The sequence below is a fragment of the Parasphingorhabdus sp. NYA22 genome (assembly GCF_976973735.1).
The window spans coordinates 2706369-2724932 of record NZ_OZ333477.1; the positions used below are offsets into that span (position 1 = coordinate 2706369).

The following is an 18564-nucleotide window of genomic DNA, read 5'->3' on the forward strand; positions in this document are numbered from 1 at the left end:
GTCATTAAGTTTGATTTGCATCTGTGGCAGCCATCGTCTGGCTGGATGACGGAGCGCCGATGCTGGCGAGTAGTTCGATCGGTTTGCCTTCGGGCAATTCAGCGTCGGACAAGATGAACAGGTCCGGGAAGCGCTGCCTCAGCAAAGCGCTGAGCGGTTTCCGGACCATCGGCGAGCTAATCAGCGCGACGTTACGGACCTCCGAAGGCAAGGAGCGCATGGCAATATAGACCGCCCCGATCATTCTCTGCGCCAGCAGCGGGGCGATAGGGTAACTGGCGCCCTCATCGGCCTGCAGCGCCTTGACAAGCAGGTTTTCAAGCGATGCATCCAGCGTCATAACCGGCAGAGGCAGACCGGCCGGCACCAGACGCTGGACGATCAAATCCCCAATATGTGACCGGATAGCTTCCGCCACATCAGCGGTTTTGTCGTGCAGACCGCAGACCTGCGCCAATGCGAGGGAAATTCTGCCGAAGTCTTTGACCGGCACCCTCTCAGCGAGAAGGTCGCGGCAAATGGCGGTAATATCGTCGAGTGACAGCGGTTCGGGGGTGAGGCTGTCCACCAATTGAGGCGACGATTGCTTGAGGAAATCCAGCAACTGCTGAGCGTCATCGGTCCCGAATAGCTTCGCAGCATTGCGCTGCACGACATCGTTCAGATGGGTTGCAACCACTGTGGGCGCATCCACCACAATATAGCCTTTGGTGACTGCCAAAGCGCGCTGTCCCGCGGACACCCAGGATGCATTCATCCCGAATGTCGGGTCTTTGCAAGAACGACCCGCGATCACTATATCCACGCCGCCATCGTCAATCGCGAGAATATCATCAGGCCAAGCCACGCCCTCGCCCAGCACCATGCCACCCATCAATATGCGGTAGCTGTTGGGTTCCAGAGACAGGTCCACTTTGATAGGAATATGCGGGACAACGAAGCCGAGTTGCCGGCAAACCTGGTGCCGGATTTCGGCTACCCGGCTCATCAGCGGCGCGCCCTTGCGATCTTCAACCAGCGGAAACAGTCCGTATCCGATTTTGATCGCCAGACCCGGCCTTTGGGGCACTTCTTCGCGGTCGATGGATACCGGATGCTTCTCGCCGTTCGGTTCGAATACCGTTTCCGCAGATTTGGGGGCACGGAACAGATGCAAGGCGAACCCGCCAGCAAAAGCCAATGCCGAAAAAATTGCTACATGCGCCATGGCCGGCGCGACCAAGCAGATAAGCAGAAAAAGCGTCACCAACGGCAGAACACCGGCTTTTACATGGACTGAAATTCTCTTCAGAGCGGAAATATTTGGGATAATGTTCATTTACAATCCCAGCAGAACGGGCGGCAAAGGGGCAAATGCGACCGGCTGATTAAGCGGGTCGGATTTTTCCAGATGGATCTGGCCGTTGACGCTCTTGGTTGTGATGGTGAGGCAGTCCGCTGGCGGTACGCGGGACAGCAGGTCTTGTGATTTCGGCACGCCGTTGCCGGGCAGTGGCGAAATTTTACCGTTCCCTGCCCCTGCGGATGCGCATCCCTGCCGCGTTTGCACCATTGGAAAATCGGAATCTTCCTCGTTGCGCAGCGCAGATAGCAGGTCCACATTTCGTGAACTGCACCATGCGCGGTTTTCTATGATTGATCGATGTAACATATATTGCTCAAAATCTCCTGCTGAGAGACAAGCAATCATCGTGCCAATAATTTTGTTTTCAGAATTTCTGTGAATTAATACCCGATTTCGCAATTATGCGACGGACGGCATTCTCCAGACGCTGGCCGATTGGTGCGCTCGCCGGAGATTTCGCACAATAGCCGCATCCATCCAATGCGAATGCCAGTCAGCTTTGGGGATTTCGAAATCTTGCGGAGATCATTCTGGACTTGCGCAGACCGCACCATCATCAAGCAACTTCGCCGCCAGCCTGTCCATGTCGATATGATAAATACCGAAGGCAATTTGCAATTTTATCCTGTCTACCTTCTGCGCGTCGAATGTCGGCCTTTCGGTCGACAGTCCTATGCCAGACACCGGGTTGGTAGCCGTCCACGTTCCATTGTTAGCAGCTTCCTTGCCGGCACCGCCCTTGGGAGCAGCTTGTGTCAAACCCGAACGTTCCAGCCGTCTAATCATGACCGAATAGCTTTCATTTGGTTTCATATCATTCCATCGTTACTGCGCCAAAATAGCAATTTGCGTTCTGCTGTACCGTGCTCGGCGGCGTGCATAACTTCTTTCACAGACATTTACGGTCCGTTAGGACAAAATTAAGGTCTCATTGCAGAGTTTTTTAACTCATCGCCTGGACCTCTCCCGTCCCGGAAAAGCTCGCTATTAGCTCGTGATCCGGGCTGGTCGGTTCGGACGAAAGATGATCTTCGTGATCGCGTAGCAGCGCTGTGCTCAACGACTGCAAAGGCATATTTATTGCGGCATCAAACCAGTGAATGCGATCCGCCGAACATATTCAATCAAGTTGCGGTGAATGCCCTTATGATCCGTATAGAATCCGGATGGGTAACAGACGACGCTTCTATACTCTCACCACTTTGGATCTAATATCACAGTATCCCACCAAATCGGGTTGGATATCAATTGATCTATAGCGCTTCAATCCGGATAGATAGCATCAGGAAAGCTTGAATACTTTCCTCCGAGGTTGATCAGCCCCCGCAGGCCTCAATCTTGGTGAACGTAGTGCACCTGGTATGCGCTCTCAGTTTGGGTAGGACGATTTATCTCGTCCTACCCAATTGACCTTAGAGGCTCTTGTTGGCGATCTATATCGGTCTCTTACAGCTTGTCCTGTCGATCAGATTGACCGTGATGGTGGACAACACGAGTTCCGCGGTCCTGAATCAACCGTGGCCTGATCCTTCGAGAACCATCACATCGGGACAAGCAAACAGCGTTTCGCATTGCTTCCTGAATATATTGCGAAGACAATAAGTTTGATAGAATTCTAACCTGCAAATATTAATGCGTTCTATCGTACATTGGCAATAAATTACTTACGCCACCTTGAAATAATATAACAAGATTCTGTGGATAATTTTGCTACCGTATAGTTTATATTGAATTTTTGGTCGCTGACCTCTAATATTTCGCTTGAGTTTGCCAGCCAACCAAATCCTTACCCAATGACTGATACTGGAAATATGATGTCGCACACTAGCTTTCCAATCGATCAATGTCGCGCGGAATAACAAATAGGAATATTGATTTGCATAGGCTTATTGAAAAGCTCCACGATGTGCTGAATTTTCTCGATGAGAACAATTTGGCAATTCCTGCGATAAAGGTCGAAGAAGCGATCAACGCTTTGAAAATGCTAGAAATGGACAAACCGGAGTGCTCAAGACCGGACTGATGACGTGAAAAAGCTCTGGGTCACCTGCTGTGTGCAGTAGCCCTCAATCAAATCGTCCCCAACCTTATTGAATTTCGTAAATCAGAAAAACACATTCCGTTTCTTGCTGACGCAGTTCGGCATCACATTCCTGCTCATTTACCTGCATAAGACCGGGTAGTTGCAAGTCATCGGACTTGATCGATCCATCTCTCTTGAGTTCAATACGGCGATGGATCAGGACTTTGGCGTCGGACAGCACAGCGGAAGCCGCGTTCGCCCTTTCACCGGCCGTTCCTCGACCATTTGAGCCATAGGCGCCAATGATCATCGAAAACCCAATGACCAATGTCAATCTGAGTGCCGGCACAACCGCATGTGATACTGAATATTGTGCGATCGGGGTGATCTCCTCCGGTCCCGACGAAATATCAGGAACTCAGGGAAGATGACGGTAAAATCCGGGGGCCTTTAACCTGGCGTCCCACCCTTCAACGTCCAAGGCTTGGGAGCTTACCGTTAAACGGAGATCGCAAAGACGGTATAAGCTGACAAACTGCGCCAGATTGTTGCTCAACGACCGGCTAATTAGCGTCCTGGAAACTATGCTGATGAGAATTCGTCATTTGAAAGTTTTTTAGCGCTGATCCGCTTGGCCTTAACGTCCAGCACGTTTCAAGTCGAAGCATTGCTCGCACCAGGCAATAGCGTCATTTGTCAGCTTCACATAGCCAAGACGCTGATTTTTGTGAGATCGACATCGTTCCAAATAGCCTTCGGCTTCCAGAATTGCTGCCAATCTGGTTATAACCGAAACCGGCCGACGCAGATCATTTTCCAGATCAGACAGGTCAACACAGCGATTTTCAGTGGTCGCGACATAGGCTTCCAGCATCAACTCCCAGGCGGGATCGCCAAAAATTTGCGAATTCGAGAAGTATAAATTCCGCTGCCGGTTTGTCTGAAGTTCGATTGCTGCAAGTGCGGCATAATCCGCTTCCCCTTCAAGGCTCATATTATTTTTAGCTTTCGAAAACTGGCCCAGCGATCGCTCGTGATGATAATATGATCAAGCAAGCATATATCCAGTTCCAGGCACAATGCTTTGATGGACCTTGTAAACTCTATATCTGATTTGCTTGGCGTCACGCTCCCGCCAGGGTGATTGTGAGCGAGAATGATTCCGCTCGCATCGAGTTCCAGAGCACGTTTCAGAATAGTGCGGGGCTGAATATATATTCTTTGCGGAGAACCTTCGCCAAACTCTTGATCGTTCAGCAAATGGTGTGAACTATCCAGAAACAATATGCGCATTAACTCTGTGGTCCGGGAGCCCATACGCGCCTGCAGATATTTCACGAGCCGCTGATCGGTGGCCGAAATGAGCCTGCGTGGCAGTTCGTTACGCAATTTGGCGAGCATAAATTCTTCGGTTGCCTTGAGCAGTTTCACCACGGCGTTATTGCTATCCAGAACCCGGTGGAGCGCGGCGTCGGACTCGCCCAGCATACGGCCAATTGATCCGAATTCTGCCAGAAGCTCGCCCGATAGCCTGAAGGCCTGATCTGGCTCGATAATCCCGATCAGCTGCGCCAGGACCTGTCGGTCCCGATGGTTTTCAGTCTCCTCTGATGATAAAACGTGCCGATCATCAGCAGAACCAACAAAGGATAGGAAGAAGCGATTTGCATGATCATATAGGCTTTTGGATGAATCGTCACATCGAGTAGCCTTGTGGCGTGAGCCACCAGCGCGATCGTTTGGAGTGATACTACGCATAGCGGCCAGAAGCGGTTTGCACGAAGTGCGACAGCGAGCAGACCGAGCCACCCGGCCATATCGATAACCAGATGTCCCGGGTCCAGTGTGGCATATTCAAGCGGCGTAAAGATATGAACGGCCGGATCCAATACCACCATGCCGATAACGATACAGGCGACCCAGCGCTCTGGCCCTCCTCCCCGATACAATGCGTAAATGCAGATTGCACCGAGGAAGAGTAAAAAAACAAGAGTTCGCATTCTCTAGATGGACCATTCCCATGCATTCCAGTCAACCTTTGTTGGCTTATGCTGCAACAGAACGCAAATTGCCGGACCCGACAGCAGCTTGAACCGCTGGACAGGATTCATGCACATCCATGCCAGCAAATTCTCTTCCGACCTTCTGCAATTCGCCATGTACGCGCAAAACATCGCTGCTGGCTTCTACGAGCGCCATTTGTGCTTTTGCCAACCTGCGAACGGCAACTTGCCCCGTTGCCGCTGGAACACCGGTGTCCACCCGCGCTTGCACCAAAGTGGCCATCAAGCTGGACACCGAAATCAGGGCCTGATCAATGGAGGCCTCGGTGTGCGGCATATCTTGCTTGAGTTGATCGGTTGCGATTCTGATTTGATAAGACATAGCTTTTCCTTTCCGTAAAACACGGATTCATGCTGTTTCAAAAAATGAGAGCCTAGTCGGTGGCTAGGCTGTCAACAGACTAGAAAGAGACTGGGAAACTGACAAACCGATCAACACAATCGCCAAAATTCCGATAGTCAAAATGACTATAATGGCTATTCTTTGGGCGGTTCCCCAATTACCTTCCGACTCCTTCAAGATTTGCGGCCAGACATTCAATTCATGTTCGGTATCAAACTCATAAGGGATTGATACTTCTTCGAGCATAGATGAACTTGATCGCTCGTCCTGAGATCCTTCTGGACCGAAATCGCCATCGAAGGGAACACCTACCGGATCATATAGTATCCGGTCATAGGTGCCGGAGGCCCTCGCATATATTAGAGCGGCCTCATCCCGGGTTGCCGCACCGAGCACCCGTCGGGCACTCACCAGGCGTTGATCTACTGCCGGTTTGGAAATTTCGAGAATTCGGGCGATTTCCTTGGAGGATTTTCGGAGCACCACGAGATGCAAGCATTCCCGCTGCTTTGCAGTTAAATTTGCCACGCGCGATGACTCTAGCTCGATATCGTCCAAGGTTAAGTCCCATTAATTCCGTTTCTTCATACTGATTTGATCCATGTAACGCAACTGACTCGGAGGTTACGAGAATAGTCGAAGCGCCCTGTTGGAAAGAATTATCCTGACAGCAAAAAGACAATCGCAAGATCTGATACTCTGCACGGCGATCCGTCGACCAAATGGCGACTATATCAATGAGGCACGGCGCTTGAAGGCATCCATTCATCGAGAAGCGCGAGAAGTTTAACGACATTAAGCGGCTTGGCCAAATGCGCTTGCATCCCTGCGGCTAATGCATCTTGAATATCTTGATCATAGGCATTGGCGGTCATCGCAATGATCGGCAGGCGACTGGATACAAGACCCTTTGCGCGTATTTGTTTCGTTGTTTCGATGCCGTCGAGGTTCGGCATCTCGATATCCATCAGCACAAGTTCGAACGGTTGCTCCGAGTTTCGCGCTTTTTCCAGAGCCTCGATTGCTTCAAGCCCATCCTGCGTCACGACATATTCATGGCCATATTTTTCCAGTACGGATTTTATGAGCTGCTGATTTATCTGATTGTCCTCCACCACAAGAATTTTCCGCGGGTTTGCAGCCGAGATTTGGTCGATTGGCTGATCGAGCCGGTTTTCGACTATTGTCTCCTTATCGGTTCCCACAGACTGGACCGGCAGCGTGACAAAAAATGTGGTGCCTTTCCCGATTCCGCTCTGCAAACTGATCGTGCCACCCATTAATTTCGCAAGTTGCCGACTGATAGCCAAGCCCAGGCCGGTGCCTCCAAATTTTCGAGCGGTGGACTCGTCTGCCTGGCTAAATTCTTCGAAGATTGCAGATTGACGCTCCTGAGCAATCCCGATGCCCGTGTCGGAGATCGCAAATTCAATCAATTCGTGATTTCCAAGCCCAATTTTTCTGGCATGAACCGATATCCCACCATCCTGCGTGAATTTGACCGCATTACCTATCAGATTCGAAAGAATCTGGCGGATTCTTAGTTGGTCACCGAGGATTGTTTGAGGCAATGATTCATCATATTGCGATTCCAGCTTGAGACCTTTTTGTGCTGCGGCGGCCTTCATCAAGCGCACAGAGCCTTCGATCGCATGCCGAATATCAATCGGATCGCTAGCCAGAGTCATCTGCCCGGCATCGATTTTCGATATATCCAGAATATCATTGATCAATGCTACCATCGAATGGCCCGACTCCGAGATCAGCTCGGCATATTGACGTTGTTCGGCATCCAGATCGCTATCCAGCAGCAACTGGGTAAATCCCATGACACCATTCATAGGCGTCCGTATCTCGTGGCTCATATTGGCAAGAAAATTGGATTTGGCCTTGATGGCAGCTTTCGATGAGGCCAGTCGCATACTGGTATCTATCTGCAGGCGCTCTGCGTGATTATCGGCGCGCGCATCGCGGATTGAAACAGCCCCAAGAAGCAACATCGTCACAACGGCCAGTAAACTCAATTGAAAATTTGCGTCGAAAAGCTGGAGCTTGAGTCCCCAGTTCACCAACAGGCTCAGCAAAAACGGTACACCAAGCAGAAATGGCATCATCCGCCGGGCGCTGGCGCTTCCACGTCCGTCCGCAAGCAATATTGCGACCCAGCCACGATCGGGGCGAGCAAGCAGAACCATGGCAAAAAGTATCGCGAATGCGATCGTGGTATGGATTGCCATCGTTGTGAACAAAGCCACTGCATAAAGAGAGGACGCGCCAAAAGCATAGGCAATCAATGCCAACAGGGCGATCCCTGCCCCCAAGGTGGTCGAATAATTGAAAAGATGGTCGCCGCCACTCTGCTTCGGCACTCTGAGCAGCGCAATTCCCAAAAGGAAAAAGCAGAGCGATGTGGAAACAGACATATGCTCTACTAGAAAAGACGGATTGCTGCGCCATATGACGGCATCTATCCCGGAAGCCGTCGAGCCGATAATGATGCCGATGTTGATTGCAGCAACCGCCATCGACACAAGTGCAATAAGTCGCATCAAGACCGTTGCGAACCATTGCCCCGGGAAGATCGCCCAGAGGACAAGACAGGCAGAGGATAATGAGAACAGTATCGCAGTGCTGGGAACCATGGCTGCAAAGGAGGGATGAAGGCTCGTCAACTCCGCAATTCCAAGGCCCCAGCCGAAAACCAGTACCAGAAGAGCCGTCAGCAGCACCACCAAGGATGGCACAAGTTTCCAGATCATATTCGATTTGATGTTGCTGCGAAAGCCGGTGCCCTGACCGGTTTCAAAACCGGTCTGTGGGAAAATAGCTTCACTTTCGGCCGCATTGTTAAAAACGTGAGGCACCTGTTCATCCTTTTTCGTGCGGGACCAAAAGGAATGACACCCAAGTTGATCTGGTATGATTATGTAACGGCTGGAATTTATCGTCCTAAAATCCCGGTGCGACGCGAACATGCTTTAATCATTGGAGAAACGGTATTTGTTCCGGCCTGACTGAGCCCAAAACCTAACCATCGCTCCAGCGCGCCTTGGTTCAGAATATCCCAAAAATCTTCCTGCCACCCACATTACCGAGGTTTAAATTCTAGACGGTTCCGACATAAGCCATATCATCAGGCCGCCCAGTCGAGCACTGTCTTGCGCAACGCTTCGATAGCCAGTGGTTTTGCAAGATGCGCTTGCATTCCGGCCTCGAAGCAACGTTCGATATCTTGCTCAAAAGCATTTGCGGTTAGCGCAATGATCGGAAGCGTTATTGCATCAATTCCCTGCTCTCGAACCATTCGGGTAGCCTTGAAGCCATCCACATATGGCATCTGCAAATCCATCAATGCCAGATCATACTGATTTTCTGCGAACTCAGCTTTTCTGATCATGGCGACCGCCTCGGCGCCATCGATTGCCAGTTCATATTCATAGCCAAGCCTGCTCAGCATTTCCCCGATCAGCACCTGATTTACATCGTGATCCTCCGCCACGAGGATGCGCATTGCATTCACGCCGTTTTTATATTCAGTTTCCGGTGGTATCGGAAATTTGATGAGGTTTTTGGATGCTTCCTGCTCAAGCCGCTCCACGGGTATTTGTATCGTGAATTTCGAACCGCGTCCGACATAGCTCTCCAGCAGTATTTCCCCTCCCATCAGCTCGACCAACTGTTTGCTGATCGTCAGACCCAATCCACTGCCACCATGTTTTCTTGCGGTTGAATCATCCTCCTGGATGAACGGTTCGAAAATTGCTTCCCGCCGGTCAGGTGCAATACCTACTCCGGTATCGGCAACGGCTATAGCCAGTTCGGGCTTATCGGTTTCGGTGAACGAGGCAGATATTGTTATATATCCGGTTTCCGTAAATTTGATGGCATTGGCCAATAGATTCATCACTATCTGCCGCAGCCGGAAACCATCCACCTGAACCCATTGTGGCAGATCCTTGTCCACCTCAACCAGGATTGTCAGGTGTTTTTCTTCCGCATTGGGGGAGAAAATCTTCACGCAACTGTTCAGCAAATGGCGGACATCGAAGGGTTCGGGTGCGATTGTCATCGCGCCGGAATCGACTTTGGAAATATCCAGAATATCATTCAGTAGTGTCATCATCGCCGAACCGGAATTGGATATCAGCTCGACGTATTTCTTTTGTGTCTCGTTCAGCGTACCATCGTCCAACAATTGCGTAAAACCGATAACACCATTCATCGGCGTTCGAATTTCGTGGCTCATATTGGCAAGAAATTTGGACTTGGCACCCGTTGCGGCTTCGGCAACTTCCAATGCGGTCACGATTTCTCTTTCCTTGTCGACCAGTATCTGGGTCTTGTTTTTGACCTCTTGTCTCACATAAGCTTCACGTCGAGCGTAGAACATCACAAGTGTGGCAAAGGCCAGAACCAGAGCCAGTCCGCCAATAAGAACGAATTTCGGCTCCTGCGTTCCGACATTGGCCTCGAATTCCGGCGTACTGTGCCATGCAACAGTCCATTGCTGCCCCATCATCGGCAGCACTTTTGTCACAGAATATCGAGCCGGACGAGATTCGTTGGGTTCAGATTCGTTTCCGAAAATCAATTCGGATTCATTCGTCGACTTTCCGTCATAAACCGTGATCCCGAAGTTGCTGCCCTGGCTTGCGGTCAGCCCTTTCATAAACCGGGATGCGATAAATGGTGCGTAAACCCAACCCCGAAACGCAGCGCGGCGTTGCGATACGGAATTCAGCGGACGTCCCTTTTCATACACCGGTCGAAGCAGCAGGAATCCTGCACTTTTTTCCTTGTCCTGCACCAGGAATATGCGCTTTGTGATTGTCGCTTTTCCGGTATCTCTTGCCTGATAAGCAGCAGAGCGGCGGTTGGCCTCGAAGCCGATATCCAGACCCACGGCTTCTTTGTTGGTGGACATTGGTTCGATATAGGTGATTGGCAAAATTTCAGACCATTGTGTCCGCGGATAGACCGTAAAACCGGTAACACCGCGAGCGGAAAGATCGTTTAGAAATGCGCTTTCTTGGGAACGCAATACTTGCTCGATATAACCGATTCCGTTGATACCTGGCAGCGTTTCTTCAATCTTCAAGATATCAACGAAAGTCTCCCAGTCACTTTTCACTACCCGATCGGACGATGTGAACAAAGCCGCGCCGCTATCCAGCGCTTGCCGGTAAGATTCTATTCTGTGCGTAAGCGCGAGTTCGCTATCTTTGGATAGAGTTTCAAAGGCCGCAAGATTACGCTCATATGTCGTTGTCCTGGTTAGGTTCCATGCAAATATTGTCACTCCCAACAAAACAATAGTTCCGAACAATAATGTGGCACCGGTCGTGACGTTCATTGGAAAGGTTTCATTGTCCCGCAATTTACGAGCTATTCGGTTCACAACGAATTTCATGAGCGTTGCCCAACCTGTTGCAAGGTTTCCCGTGAACCCAACAAAGAAGATATACGGTCGGCCAAATCTTGTGGCAAAAATGGCTTCACCATATAGTCTGCAGCGCCTGCACGAAAAGCTTCGGCCATTGCATTTTTACCCGTCTGGCTTGTCAAAACCAGCACCGGGATTGCCGTGGTTCTCGCCTGTCTCTTTAGAACGGGCAGGACCTCCGGACCTCTAAGTCCAGGCATACGGTTATCCAGAATGATGAGATCAGGATGAGTTCGGAGCGCAGCGGACAGGACGCTATACCCATTGTCCACTACCACGACCCGATGACCGCAAGACTCGAGCTTGTGATAAACCAAATCGCCCAGAAGCGCATCATCATCTGCAAACAGGATAGTCGCCAATTTCAGTTCCTTTGCCATTGAATTTCTCACCCAACCCGGCGCGAGAAATTGAAACAGATAGAGTTGGATCAAACCGATCCTGATCATGTCTCGATGTAATTACGGACCAAACACTCGATAATTAACCATTCTAGTTCGAACTAAAACATGTGCAGCAGCCATTACGGGCGGAATTCCAAGGAATTTGGCCTCCCCTCTCCCGATAGTTCCGTCAAGCAAGCCGTCCGTTTTCGAGCCCCACTTCACGGCAGGGCATTGCTGGCAAAGCAGCGAGCGTCGATCGTCGAAGGTACCATTGCCAATAACTGCCAAAAATATTGGCACTTAACCAAAGCTCATAATCACCGTCTTCCATTATGGCCCAAGTACCGTCCTGACAGCCTTGGGTACCAATTGGCGAGAGTCCGGAAAGAAAGGAAAAAGCATGAAGCACGATCAGGACATCAGCCGGGCAAGCGTTCCCACGCCTCTTCATCGCCAATCCAATGCTATCGATTCATCTTCTGCGAAAGCGCGCCTGCTATTGGTGGAAGATCATGATGTGAACCAGATTCTTATTCAGGCCATGACCAAGCGATTGGGCTATGACACCGAACTGGCGTCGGATGGAACCGAAGCCGTCGCACAAATAACTCGGTCCATATCCGAAGGGAATCCGTTCGATCTCGTATTGATGGATATCCAGATGCCTTTTATGGACGGATATGAAGCTACCCGAATAATCCGGACAAGCGGAATATCGGCTGAAATCCTGCCGATAGTTGCAATCACCGCAAACGCATTTGGCGATGATATTCGAAATTGCCTGGAGGCCGGAATGCAGGCTCATATTTCGAAACCTGTTGATATCTCGAATCTGAAATCAGTTTTGCAGCACTGGCTTGCGCCCCAGCAGCCGGAAGAAGAAAAATCCCCCGCGAAAGAGCTCCAAAGCGAGATTTCCGATGACTTGTTCGAGCGCTACCGATTGCGCCGGGAGGAAGCGATCAACAGTGTCGTCAGCTTCGTAAAACAAGGCACCTTTTCCGATGGCGAAACCCGTCAAATCCGGGAACAGCTGCATAAGCTTGCAGGGACTGCGGCGATGTTCGGTGAACGGGAATTGGGCAGTCACGCAAAGCTGATCGAGGATGGCCTCGGGCTATGGAAAATGGAAGACCGGCCTCAGAAAATGCGGAATGCGCTGGACGAGCTTCTGAAAGCAGCGTGAGAAGACGAACGCTGACTGAATTTGATTGATCCATCCTCGGGACGATGCAACGCCTCAATAAAACCACATGAATGTGTGACTAACGATAATCCCCTGAATTACTCACAACGACAAGTTTGCCTTCGGGTCCTCCGGGTTATCACGCCATTCAGTTGCTGAGCGCATCGAAAACAGCCTCCGTCCATTCCTTTCGGCAGATCAGCAGGTCCGGCATATAGGTGTCCTGCTGATTGTAGACCAGCGGCGAACCGTCGATCCGCGAGCAGTGCAGGCCATAGGCCGATGCGACTGCTACAGGCGCGCAACTGTCCCATTCATATTGACCACCGGAATGGAGATATATTTCCGCTTCCCCCTGCACCACCGCCATGGCCTTCGCGCCGGCAGAACCCATCGGTACCAGTTCGCCACCCAATCGTTCTGCTACGGACAGCGCTTCTGCTGCCGGGCGGGTGCGGCTGACAACCAGACGCGGCGAACCTTCATGCGTGCGAAGGTCGCCGACCTTGTCACTGCGCAGTACAACGCCGCCATCCTGCCCCGGTAACGCAACAGCGCCGATCGAGGCAACCCCGTCAACCGCCAGTGCGACATGTACCGCCCAGTCCGAGCGCGCCTCACCATATTCTCGCGTGCCATCGACCGGATCGATGATCCAGACGCGCGATTTACCGAGCCGCTCGTCGGTATCCTTGCTTTCTTCCGACAGCAGGCCGTCATCGGGCCGCTGCTGACGTAAGGCATGGACGAGAAACTCGTTGGCGGTCTGGTCCCCGGCTTTGCCGAGAGCTTTGCCTTCAAACATTCCACTGTCGCGAACTTCGAGCAGAATCCGCCCGGCAACATGCGCAAGATGGGCGGCGAGATCGGCGTCGGTCATAATATCTCTCATTTCAGTGGCATGATCTGCCGGACGATATATTCGGCAGCTTCTGTGGGAGTCATCTCTACGGTATTAACCCGAATTTCCGCACTTTCCGGAGACTCGTAGGGGCTATCAATACCAGTGAAGTTCTTCAGCTTGCCGCTGCGCGCTTTCTTGTACAAGCCTTTCACGTCGCGCTTTTCGGCAACTTCGAGCGGCGTATCAACGAAAATCTCGACAAACTCGGCATCGGGCAGCATTTCGCGCACCATTTGCCGTTCCGCGCGGAATGGACTGATAAAGGCAGTCAGCACGATCAGCCCGGCGTCTGTCATCAATTTGGCGACTTCGCCGACCCGCCGGATATTCTCGATCCGGTCCGCTTCGGTAAAGCCAAGGTCCTTGTTCAGCCCGTGGCGCACGTTATCGCCGTCGAGCAGGAATGTATGGCGATTCATCAGATTGAGACTTTTCTCGACCTCGTTGGCTATGGTGGATTTGCCCGAGCCGGAAAGGCCGGTGAACCATAAGACGCGCGGAGTCTGGTTTTTGAGCGACGCATGCTCTTCCCGCGTGATTGTTGTCGGCTGCCAGTGGACGTTGTCGGCCCGGCGCAGGCTGAAATGCAGCATGCCGGCGGCGACGGTCGCATTCGTAATCTTGTCGACCAGAATGAAGCCGCCAAGCTGCCGGCTGTCGGCATAAGCCTCAAACACAATCGGCTTGTCGGTATGGATTTCGGTTACGCCAATGCCGTTCAGTTCCAGCGTCTTGGCCGCAAGATGCTCCATGGTGTTGATGTTGATTTCATATTTCGGCTCCTGCACCGACACACTGACCGTTTGTGTGGCGAGCTTGAGCCAGTAACCGCGACCGGGTTTCAGCGCTTCATCGCTCATCCACACGATCGTGGATTCAAACTGGTCTGAAACTTCGGGCGGATCCCCCGCCGCAGCGATTACATCGCCACGAGAACAGTCCACTTCGTCTTCCAGCGTGATCGTGACCGACTGGCCGGCCACCGCTTCGTCGAGTTCGCCATCCAGAGTCACGATGCTCTTCACCCGGCTGTTCTTGCCCGACGGCACGACCCGCACAGGATCGCCCGGCTTGATCGTACCTCCGGACACAAGACCCGAGAAACCACGAAAGTCGAGATTGGGCCGATTGACCCATTGCACCGGCATACGGAACGGCTTTTCCTGTGCTACGGTAGCCGTGATTTCGATATTCTCCAGATGAGCAATTAGCGCCGGACCGTCGTACCACGGCGTGTTTGCCGATGGCGCCTCGGTAATATTATCGCCCTTGAAGCCGGAAATCGGGATCGCGGTGAAGCTATCTATGCCAATTTCGGCTGCAAATTCGCCATATTCCTTGACGATCGAGTCAAAGGTTTCCTGACTGAAGTCGACCAGATCCATTTTGTTTACCGCCAGGATCAGATTCTTGATGCCAAGCAAATGAGCCAGATAGGAGTGGCGCCGCGTCTGGACCAATATCCCCTTGCGCGCGTCGACCAATATGACAGCAGCATCGGCGGTCGATGCACCCGTGACCATGTTGCGAGTATATTGTTCGTGACCTGGTGTATCGGCGACGATGAACTTGCGTTTTTCGGTGGAGAAGAAACGATAGGCAACATCAATGGTGATACCCTGCTCGCGCTCCGCAGCGAGACCATCGACCAGCAGGGCGAAATCAATCTCCTGCCCTTGCGTACCGGACTTCTTGCTGTCCGCTTCCAGCGCAGCCAGTTGATCTTCAAAGATCATCTTGCTGTCGTATAGAAGCCGGCCAATCAGTGTACTCTTGCCATCGTCCACGCTGCCGCATGTGATGAAACGCAGCAGCTCCTTGTTCTGGTGTTGGGCAAGATAGGCGTCAATATCCTCGGCGATAAGCGCATCGGTTTTATAAATCGGATCATTTCCGGTCTGTTCGGTCATCAGAAATAGCCCTCCTGCTTCTTTTTCTCCATGCCGGCACCGCCTTCATCCTTGTCGATGACGCGGCCCTGTCTTTCGCTGGTGGTGGTCAGCAGCATTTCCTGGATCACTTCCGAAAGTGTCGACGCTGTGCTTTCGACGGCACCGGTCAACGGTGAGCAACCCAAGGTGCGAAAACGGACAGAACGAGTGGTGATTTCAGGCTTGTAGCCCATCACCTTCTCGAGCCGGTCCAGATCATCCGCCATGAACAGGCCGCCTTCATATATGTAGGTCGGGCGCGGCGCTGCGAAGTAAAGCGGAACGATTTCGATATTCTCGGCCATAATATATTGCCAGATGTCCAGCTCGGTCCAGTTACTGATCGGGAAGACCCGAATGCTTTCCCCTTTTGCCTTTTTGGCATTGTAGAGATTCCACAATTCGGGTCGCTGGTTTTTGGGATCCCATCCATGACTGGCCGTACGGAACGAGAAGATACGCTCTTTCGCGCGACTTTTTTCCTCATCGCGGCGCGCTCCGCCGAAAGCGACATCAAATTCGTGCAGATCAAGCGCCTGCTTCAATCCCTCGGTCTTCCACATGTCGGTGTGTAGCGGACCGTGGTCAAACGGGTTGATGCCGCGTTCTTTCGCTTCTGCATTGTGATGGACGATCAGTTCCATTCCCGCGTCCTGGGCGGCCTTTTCGCGCAACGCGTACATATCCTTGAATTTCCAGGTCGTATCGACATGCAATAGAGGAAACGGCGGGGGAGATGGATAAAATGCTTTCTTGGCAAGATGCAGCAACACTGCGCTATCCTTGCCAACGCTGTACATCATCACCGGCTTTTGCGCGTCAGCCATGACTTCTCGCATGATGTGGATTGCTTCAGCCTCAAGCCGCTCCAAATGGGTTAAGATACGGGTCACTTGTTATTCCATCCTTGATCGTTCTCGGCGGTCATAGCCGCTTTCGACTGGCATGTAGTTCCCAAATGGGATATTAGCCGCAAATGGCTATCATTTTCAGCGAAGAACATGATCTTATCGCAGCTCTGCATCGCGGAACGCTTGGCGCGCCACCCTGGGAAGATTTTCTGCAGCAATTGCGCCGCAGAACCGGCGCTGATTATGCCCGACTGCTGTTTCAGGGCGATCATGACTGGCTGCAATCTGTCCGGATTCCGGCACTCCAAAGTGGTTCGGACGATATAAATGAAATCTACCGGCAGGAATTCGGAAACTCCCAGGCGCTCCCGCATCAGGCCATGCGGCTCAATCGGGTCTATTCTCTCGACGAATTTCTCGACTCAAACGATCCCCGTCACAGTCGCTTCAAGACATTATTCATGCAGGATGCCGATATCCGCTTTGCTCGTAACATGCGGGTTTCCGAGCCCAATGGCGGACAAATCTGGATTTCGCTTGGGCGGACAAAGAGTGACTTTTCGGCGAGTGACGGGGCTTTGCTGGGCTCTCTTGCCACTCATCTGGCGATTGCTGCCGGCACACATGCCGAGCTGGAACGGCAACGGCTGAAGGCGGGGATCTCGGCCGATGCGATCATGCGGCTCAATTTCGGCTGGTTCATGCTCGACGCGTCCGGCCGGATCATTGACATGAGTGAGCAGGCAGAAGCTTTGGTGCAGGAAGCGCAAACCCTGCGCAAATCGCCAGACGGGCGCCTGATTGCCGAGCAGGCTGATGCACAAGGCATCTTGCGCAAATTCCTGAAAATGCGGCAGGCGGGAGAAAGCGTTGTGCGGACGGTACATCTGTCTGACGAACCATGGCTGGATATGCTCCTCACCAACCCGCCAGCCGACCTGCCCGGTGCGCTCCAGCCCGTTGCCATTGCCTTTGTTCATGGCGAGCGATCGAGCAGCGCCGAACGCAGTCAGCATTTGGCCAACCTGTTTGGCCTTACGCTGCAGGAAGCGCGCCTGGCTTTGCATATCAGCCACGGTGTGACGATCAGGGAGGCGGCAACCCTGCTGGGCCTCACCCATGAGACCACGCGCCTTTATTCAAAGCGGATTTATGCCAAGACCGGAACGCGCGGCCAAGCAGATCTTGTTCGTCTTATACTAGCGAGCATCGTGGCACTGGCCTGAAGGCGAAGCGCGGCCAGTCCGTAATGAATAAGCTGCAACCAACGGCAAATAAGGGCGGTCCTCCACAGGGACGCCTAACAGCGGTTCATCAAGGAAAATGCTAGCCCCTTCGCTCGAGCGCCTCAATCTGCCCGTCCAAGGCCGCGATTACGAGCCCCGAGTAATCTGCCTTACCTGCCGTACGCGCAATCACCGGTAGTCCCGATAAAAAACCTGTCAGGCTGGAGATCATCAGAACCGCGCGCACTTGAGCCTCTTTCTCGGAAAGTAGACCGTTCGATGCCTGTATGATCAGGTTCGTCACCAGTTCGATACCGGGACGCCAAAGCTCCGCATAAAGAATCTCGAATGCCGGGCCCGGGCTCGCAATCTCGCGTTGGACGAACAATGCTGGGTTTTGGTTTCCTGCGGTCGAGAGAAGGAAGCGGGCCAGTTCCGCGAACAGACGCTTTAATAATGTGCGGGCTTCATCCGGCACCAGTGGTGCCCGCAATGTCGCGGAATAGACCTCGGCAACCGGGGCCAGCCCGTCCCGGTAGCGTGCGACGATAGCATGTGCACATGCCAGATAAAGGCCGCGCTTGTTTCCAAAATAATAAGTTAGCGCAGGCAAGTTGACCCCGGCCTTCTTCGCAATTTGCCGTGTTGTGACGCTGGAGAAACCGCTGTTACCAAATTCTGTGAGCGCAACGTTAAGAATGCGCGCGCGCGTTTCCTCGCCTTTGCGATAGCCATCGACGGCAGCGCGGAGAGGTGGAGCCGAGGGTTTGGCTTTTGTCATCAGTCAATGCTCATCCGTTTTGCTTGAATTTATATCAATTGATATATATGCCAAAGGGCAACAAGTCGAGAGAGGAACAGTC

The 18564-nt window shown here is 52.3% G+C and carries 17 protein-coding genes; 2 read left to right on the forward strand and 15 right to left on the reverse strand.

All coding sequences use genetic code 11. The features are described from left to right. Positions 1-4 precede the first annotated feature (4 nt). The 11 genes from ACWFTY_RS12990 to ACWFTY_RS13040 form a co-directional block, all read right to left on the reverse strand. The gene (locus tag ACWFTY_RS12990; RefSeq protein WP_447524611.1) at positions 5-1318 is read right to left on the reverse strand and encodes an FHIPEP family type III secretion protein; all 1314 of its coding nucleotides are present in this window, start codon (positions 1316-1318) and stop codon (positions 5-7) included. After that, a complete protein-coding gene (locus ACWFTY_RS12995) occupies positions 1319-1744 on the reverse strand; it encodes a hypothetical protein (protein ID WP_447524612.1) in 426 nt (141 codons plus the stop codon). A gap of 126 nt (positions 1745-1870) precedes the next feature. Next, entirely contained in the window at positions 1871-2158 is a 288-nt protein-coding gene (locus ACWFTY_RS13000; RefSeq protein ID WP_447524613.1) for a flagellar biosynthesis anti-sigma factor FlgM, read from the reverse strand. Between the two features lie 1274 nt (positions 2159-3432). Beyond that, positions 3433-3702, reverse strand: a complete 270-nt coding sequence (locus ACWFTY_RS13005) for a hypothetical protein (protein ID WP_447524614.1) — start codon at positions 3700-3702, stop codon at positions 3433-3435. 303 nt (positions 3703-4005) lie between these two features. Then, positions 4006-4362, reverse strand: a complete 357-nt coding sequence (locus tag ACWFTY_RS13010; RefSeq protein ID WP_447524615.1) for a hypothetical protein — start codon at positions 4360-4362, stop codon at positions 4006-4008. Then, positions 4359-5126, reverse strand: coding sequence for a JAB domain-containing protein (locus tag ACWFTY_RS13015; RefSeq protein ID WP_447524616.1), 768 nt, complete (start codon positions 5124-5126; stop codon positions 4359-4361). Before ACWFTY_RS13015 ends, ACWFTY_RS13010 begins: the two co-directional genes overlap by 4 nt. A 288-nt stretch (positions 5127-5414) precedes the next feature. Next, positions 5415-5753, reverse strand: a complete 339-nt coding sequence (locus ACWFTY_RS13020) for a hypothetical protein (protein ID WP_447524617.1) — start codon at positions 5751-5753, stop codon at positions 5415-5417. 63 nt (positions 5754-5816) lie between these two features. Next, positions 5817-6332, reverse strand: coding sequence for a sigma factor-like helix-turn-helix DNA-binding protein (locus ACWFTY_RS13025; RefSeq protein WP_447524618.1), 516 nt, complete (start codon positions 6330-6332; stop codon positions 5817-5819). A gap of 176 nt (positions 6333-6508) precedes the next feature. Further along, positions 6509-8638 (reverse strand): ATP-binding protein, encoded by a 2130-nt coding sequence (locus ACWFTY_RS13030; RefSeq protein ID WP_447524619.1) that lies wholly within the window; start codon positions 8636-8638, stop codon positions 6509-6511. Positions 8639-8907: 269 nt separating this feature from the next. Then, positions 8908-11127, reverse strand: coding sequence for a CHASE domain-containing protein (locus ACWFTY_RS13035; RefSeq protein ID WP_447524620.1), 2220 nt, complete (start codon positions 11125-11127; stop codon positions 8908-8910). A gap of 53 nt (positions 11128-11180) precedes the next feature. Then, positions 11181-11651 carry a response regulator gene (locus ACWFTY_RS13040; protein WP_447524621.1) on the reverse strand — a complete coding sequence of 157 codons (471 nt, stop codon included), beginning with the start codon at positions 11649-11651 and terminating at the stop codon, positions 11181-11183. A gap of 352 nt (positions 11652-12003) precedes the next feature. Between ACWFTY_RS13040 and ACWFTY_RS13045 the strand changes: the two genes are divergently transcribed. Beyond that, complete coding sequence (locus ACWFTY_RS13045) at positions 12004-12789, forward strand: response regulator (protein WP_447524622.1); 786 nt, start codon at positions 12004-12006, stop codon at positions 12787-12789. 148 nt (positions 12790-12937) lie between these two features. On the opposite strand, the gene ACWFTY_RS13050 is transcribed toward ACWFTY_RS13045, so the two are convergent. The 3 genes from ACWFTY_RS13050 to cysD are packed head-to-tail and all read right to left on the reverse strand — an operon-like array spanning position 12938 to position 16517. After that, entirely contained in the window at positions 12938-13669 is a 732-nt protein-coding gene (locus ACWFTY_RS13050) for a 3'(2'),5'-bisphosphate nucleotidase CysQ (protein ID WP_447524623.1), read from the reverse strand. An 8-nt stretch (positions 13670-13677) separates the two neighbouring features. Beyond that, complete coding sequence (gene cysN, locus ACWFTY_RS13055) at positions 13678-15603, reverse strand: sulfate adenylyltransferase subunit CysN (protein ID WP_447524624.1); 1926 nt, start codon at positions 15601-15603, stop codon at positions 13678-13680. After that, positions 15603-16517: a sulfate adenylyltransferase subunit CysD gene (gene cysD / locus ACWFTY_RS13060; RefSeq protein WP_447524625.1), complete on the reverse strand. Its 915-nt coding sequence runs from the start codon at positions 16515-16517 to the stop codon at positions 15603-15605. Before cysD ends, cysN begins: the two co-directional genes overlap by 1 nt. A gap of 83 nt (positions 16518-16600) precedes the next feature. On the opposite strand from cysD, the gene ACWFTY_RS13065 reads away from it, so the two are divergent. Continuing rightward, positions 16601-17701 carry a helix-turn-helix transcriptional regulator gene (locus ACWFTY_RS13065; protein WP_447524626.1) on the forward strand — a complete coding sequence of 367 codons (1101 nt, stop codon included), beginning with the start codon at positions 16601-16603 and terminating at the stop codon, positions 17699-17701. A 100-nt stretch (positions 17702-17801) separates the two neighbouring features. Here the strand turns inward: ACWFTY_RS13065 and ACWFTY_RS13070 are convergent, their stop codons facing one another. After that, entirely contained in the window at positions 17802-18482 is a 681-nt protein-coding gene (locus ACWFTY_RS13070) for a CerR family C-terminal domain-containing protein (protein ID WP_447524627.1), read from the reverse strand. Positions 18483-18564 lie beyond the last annotated feature (82 nt).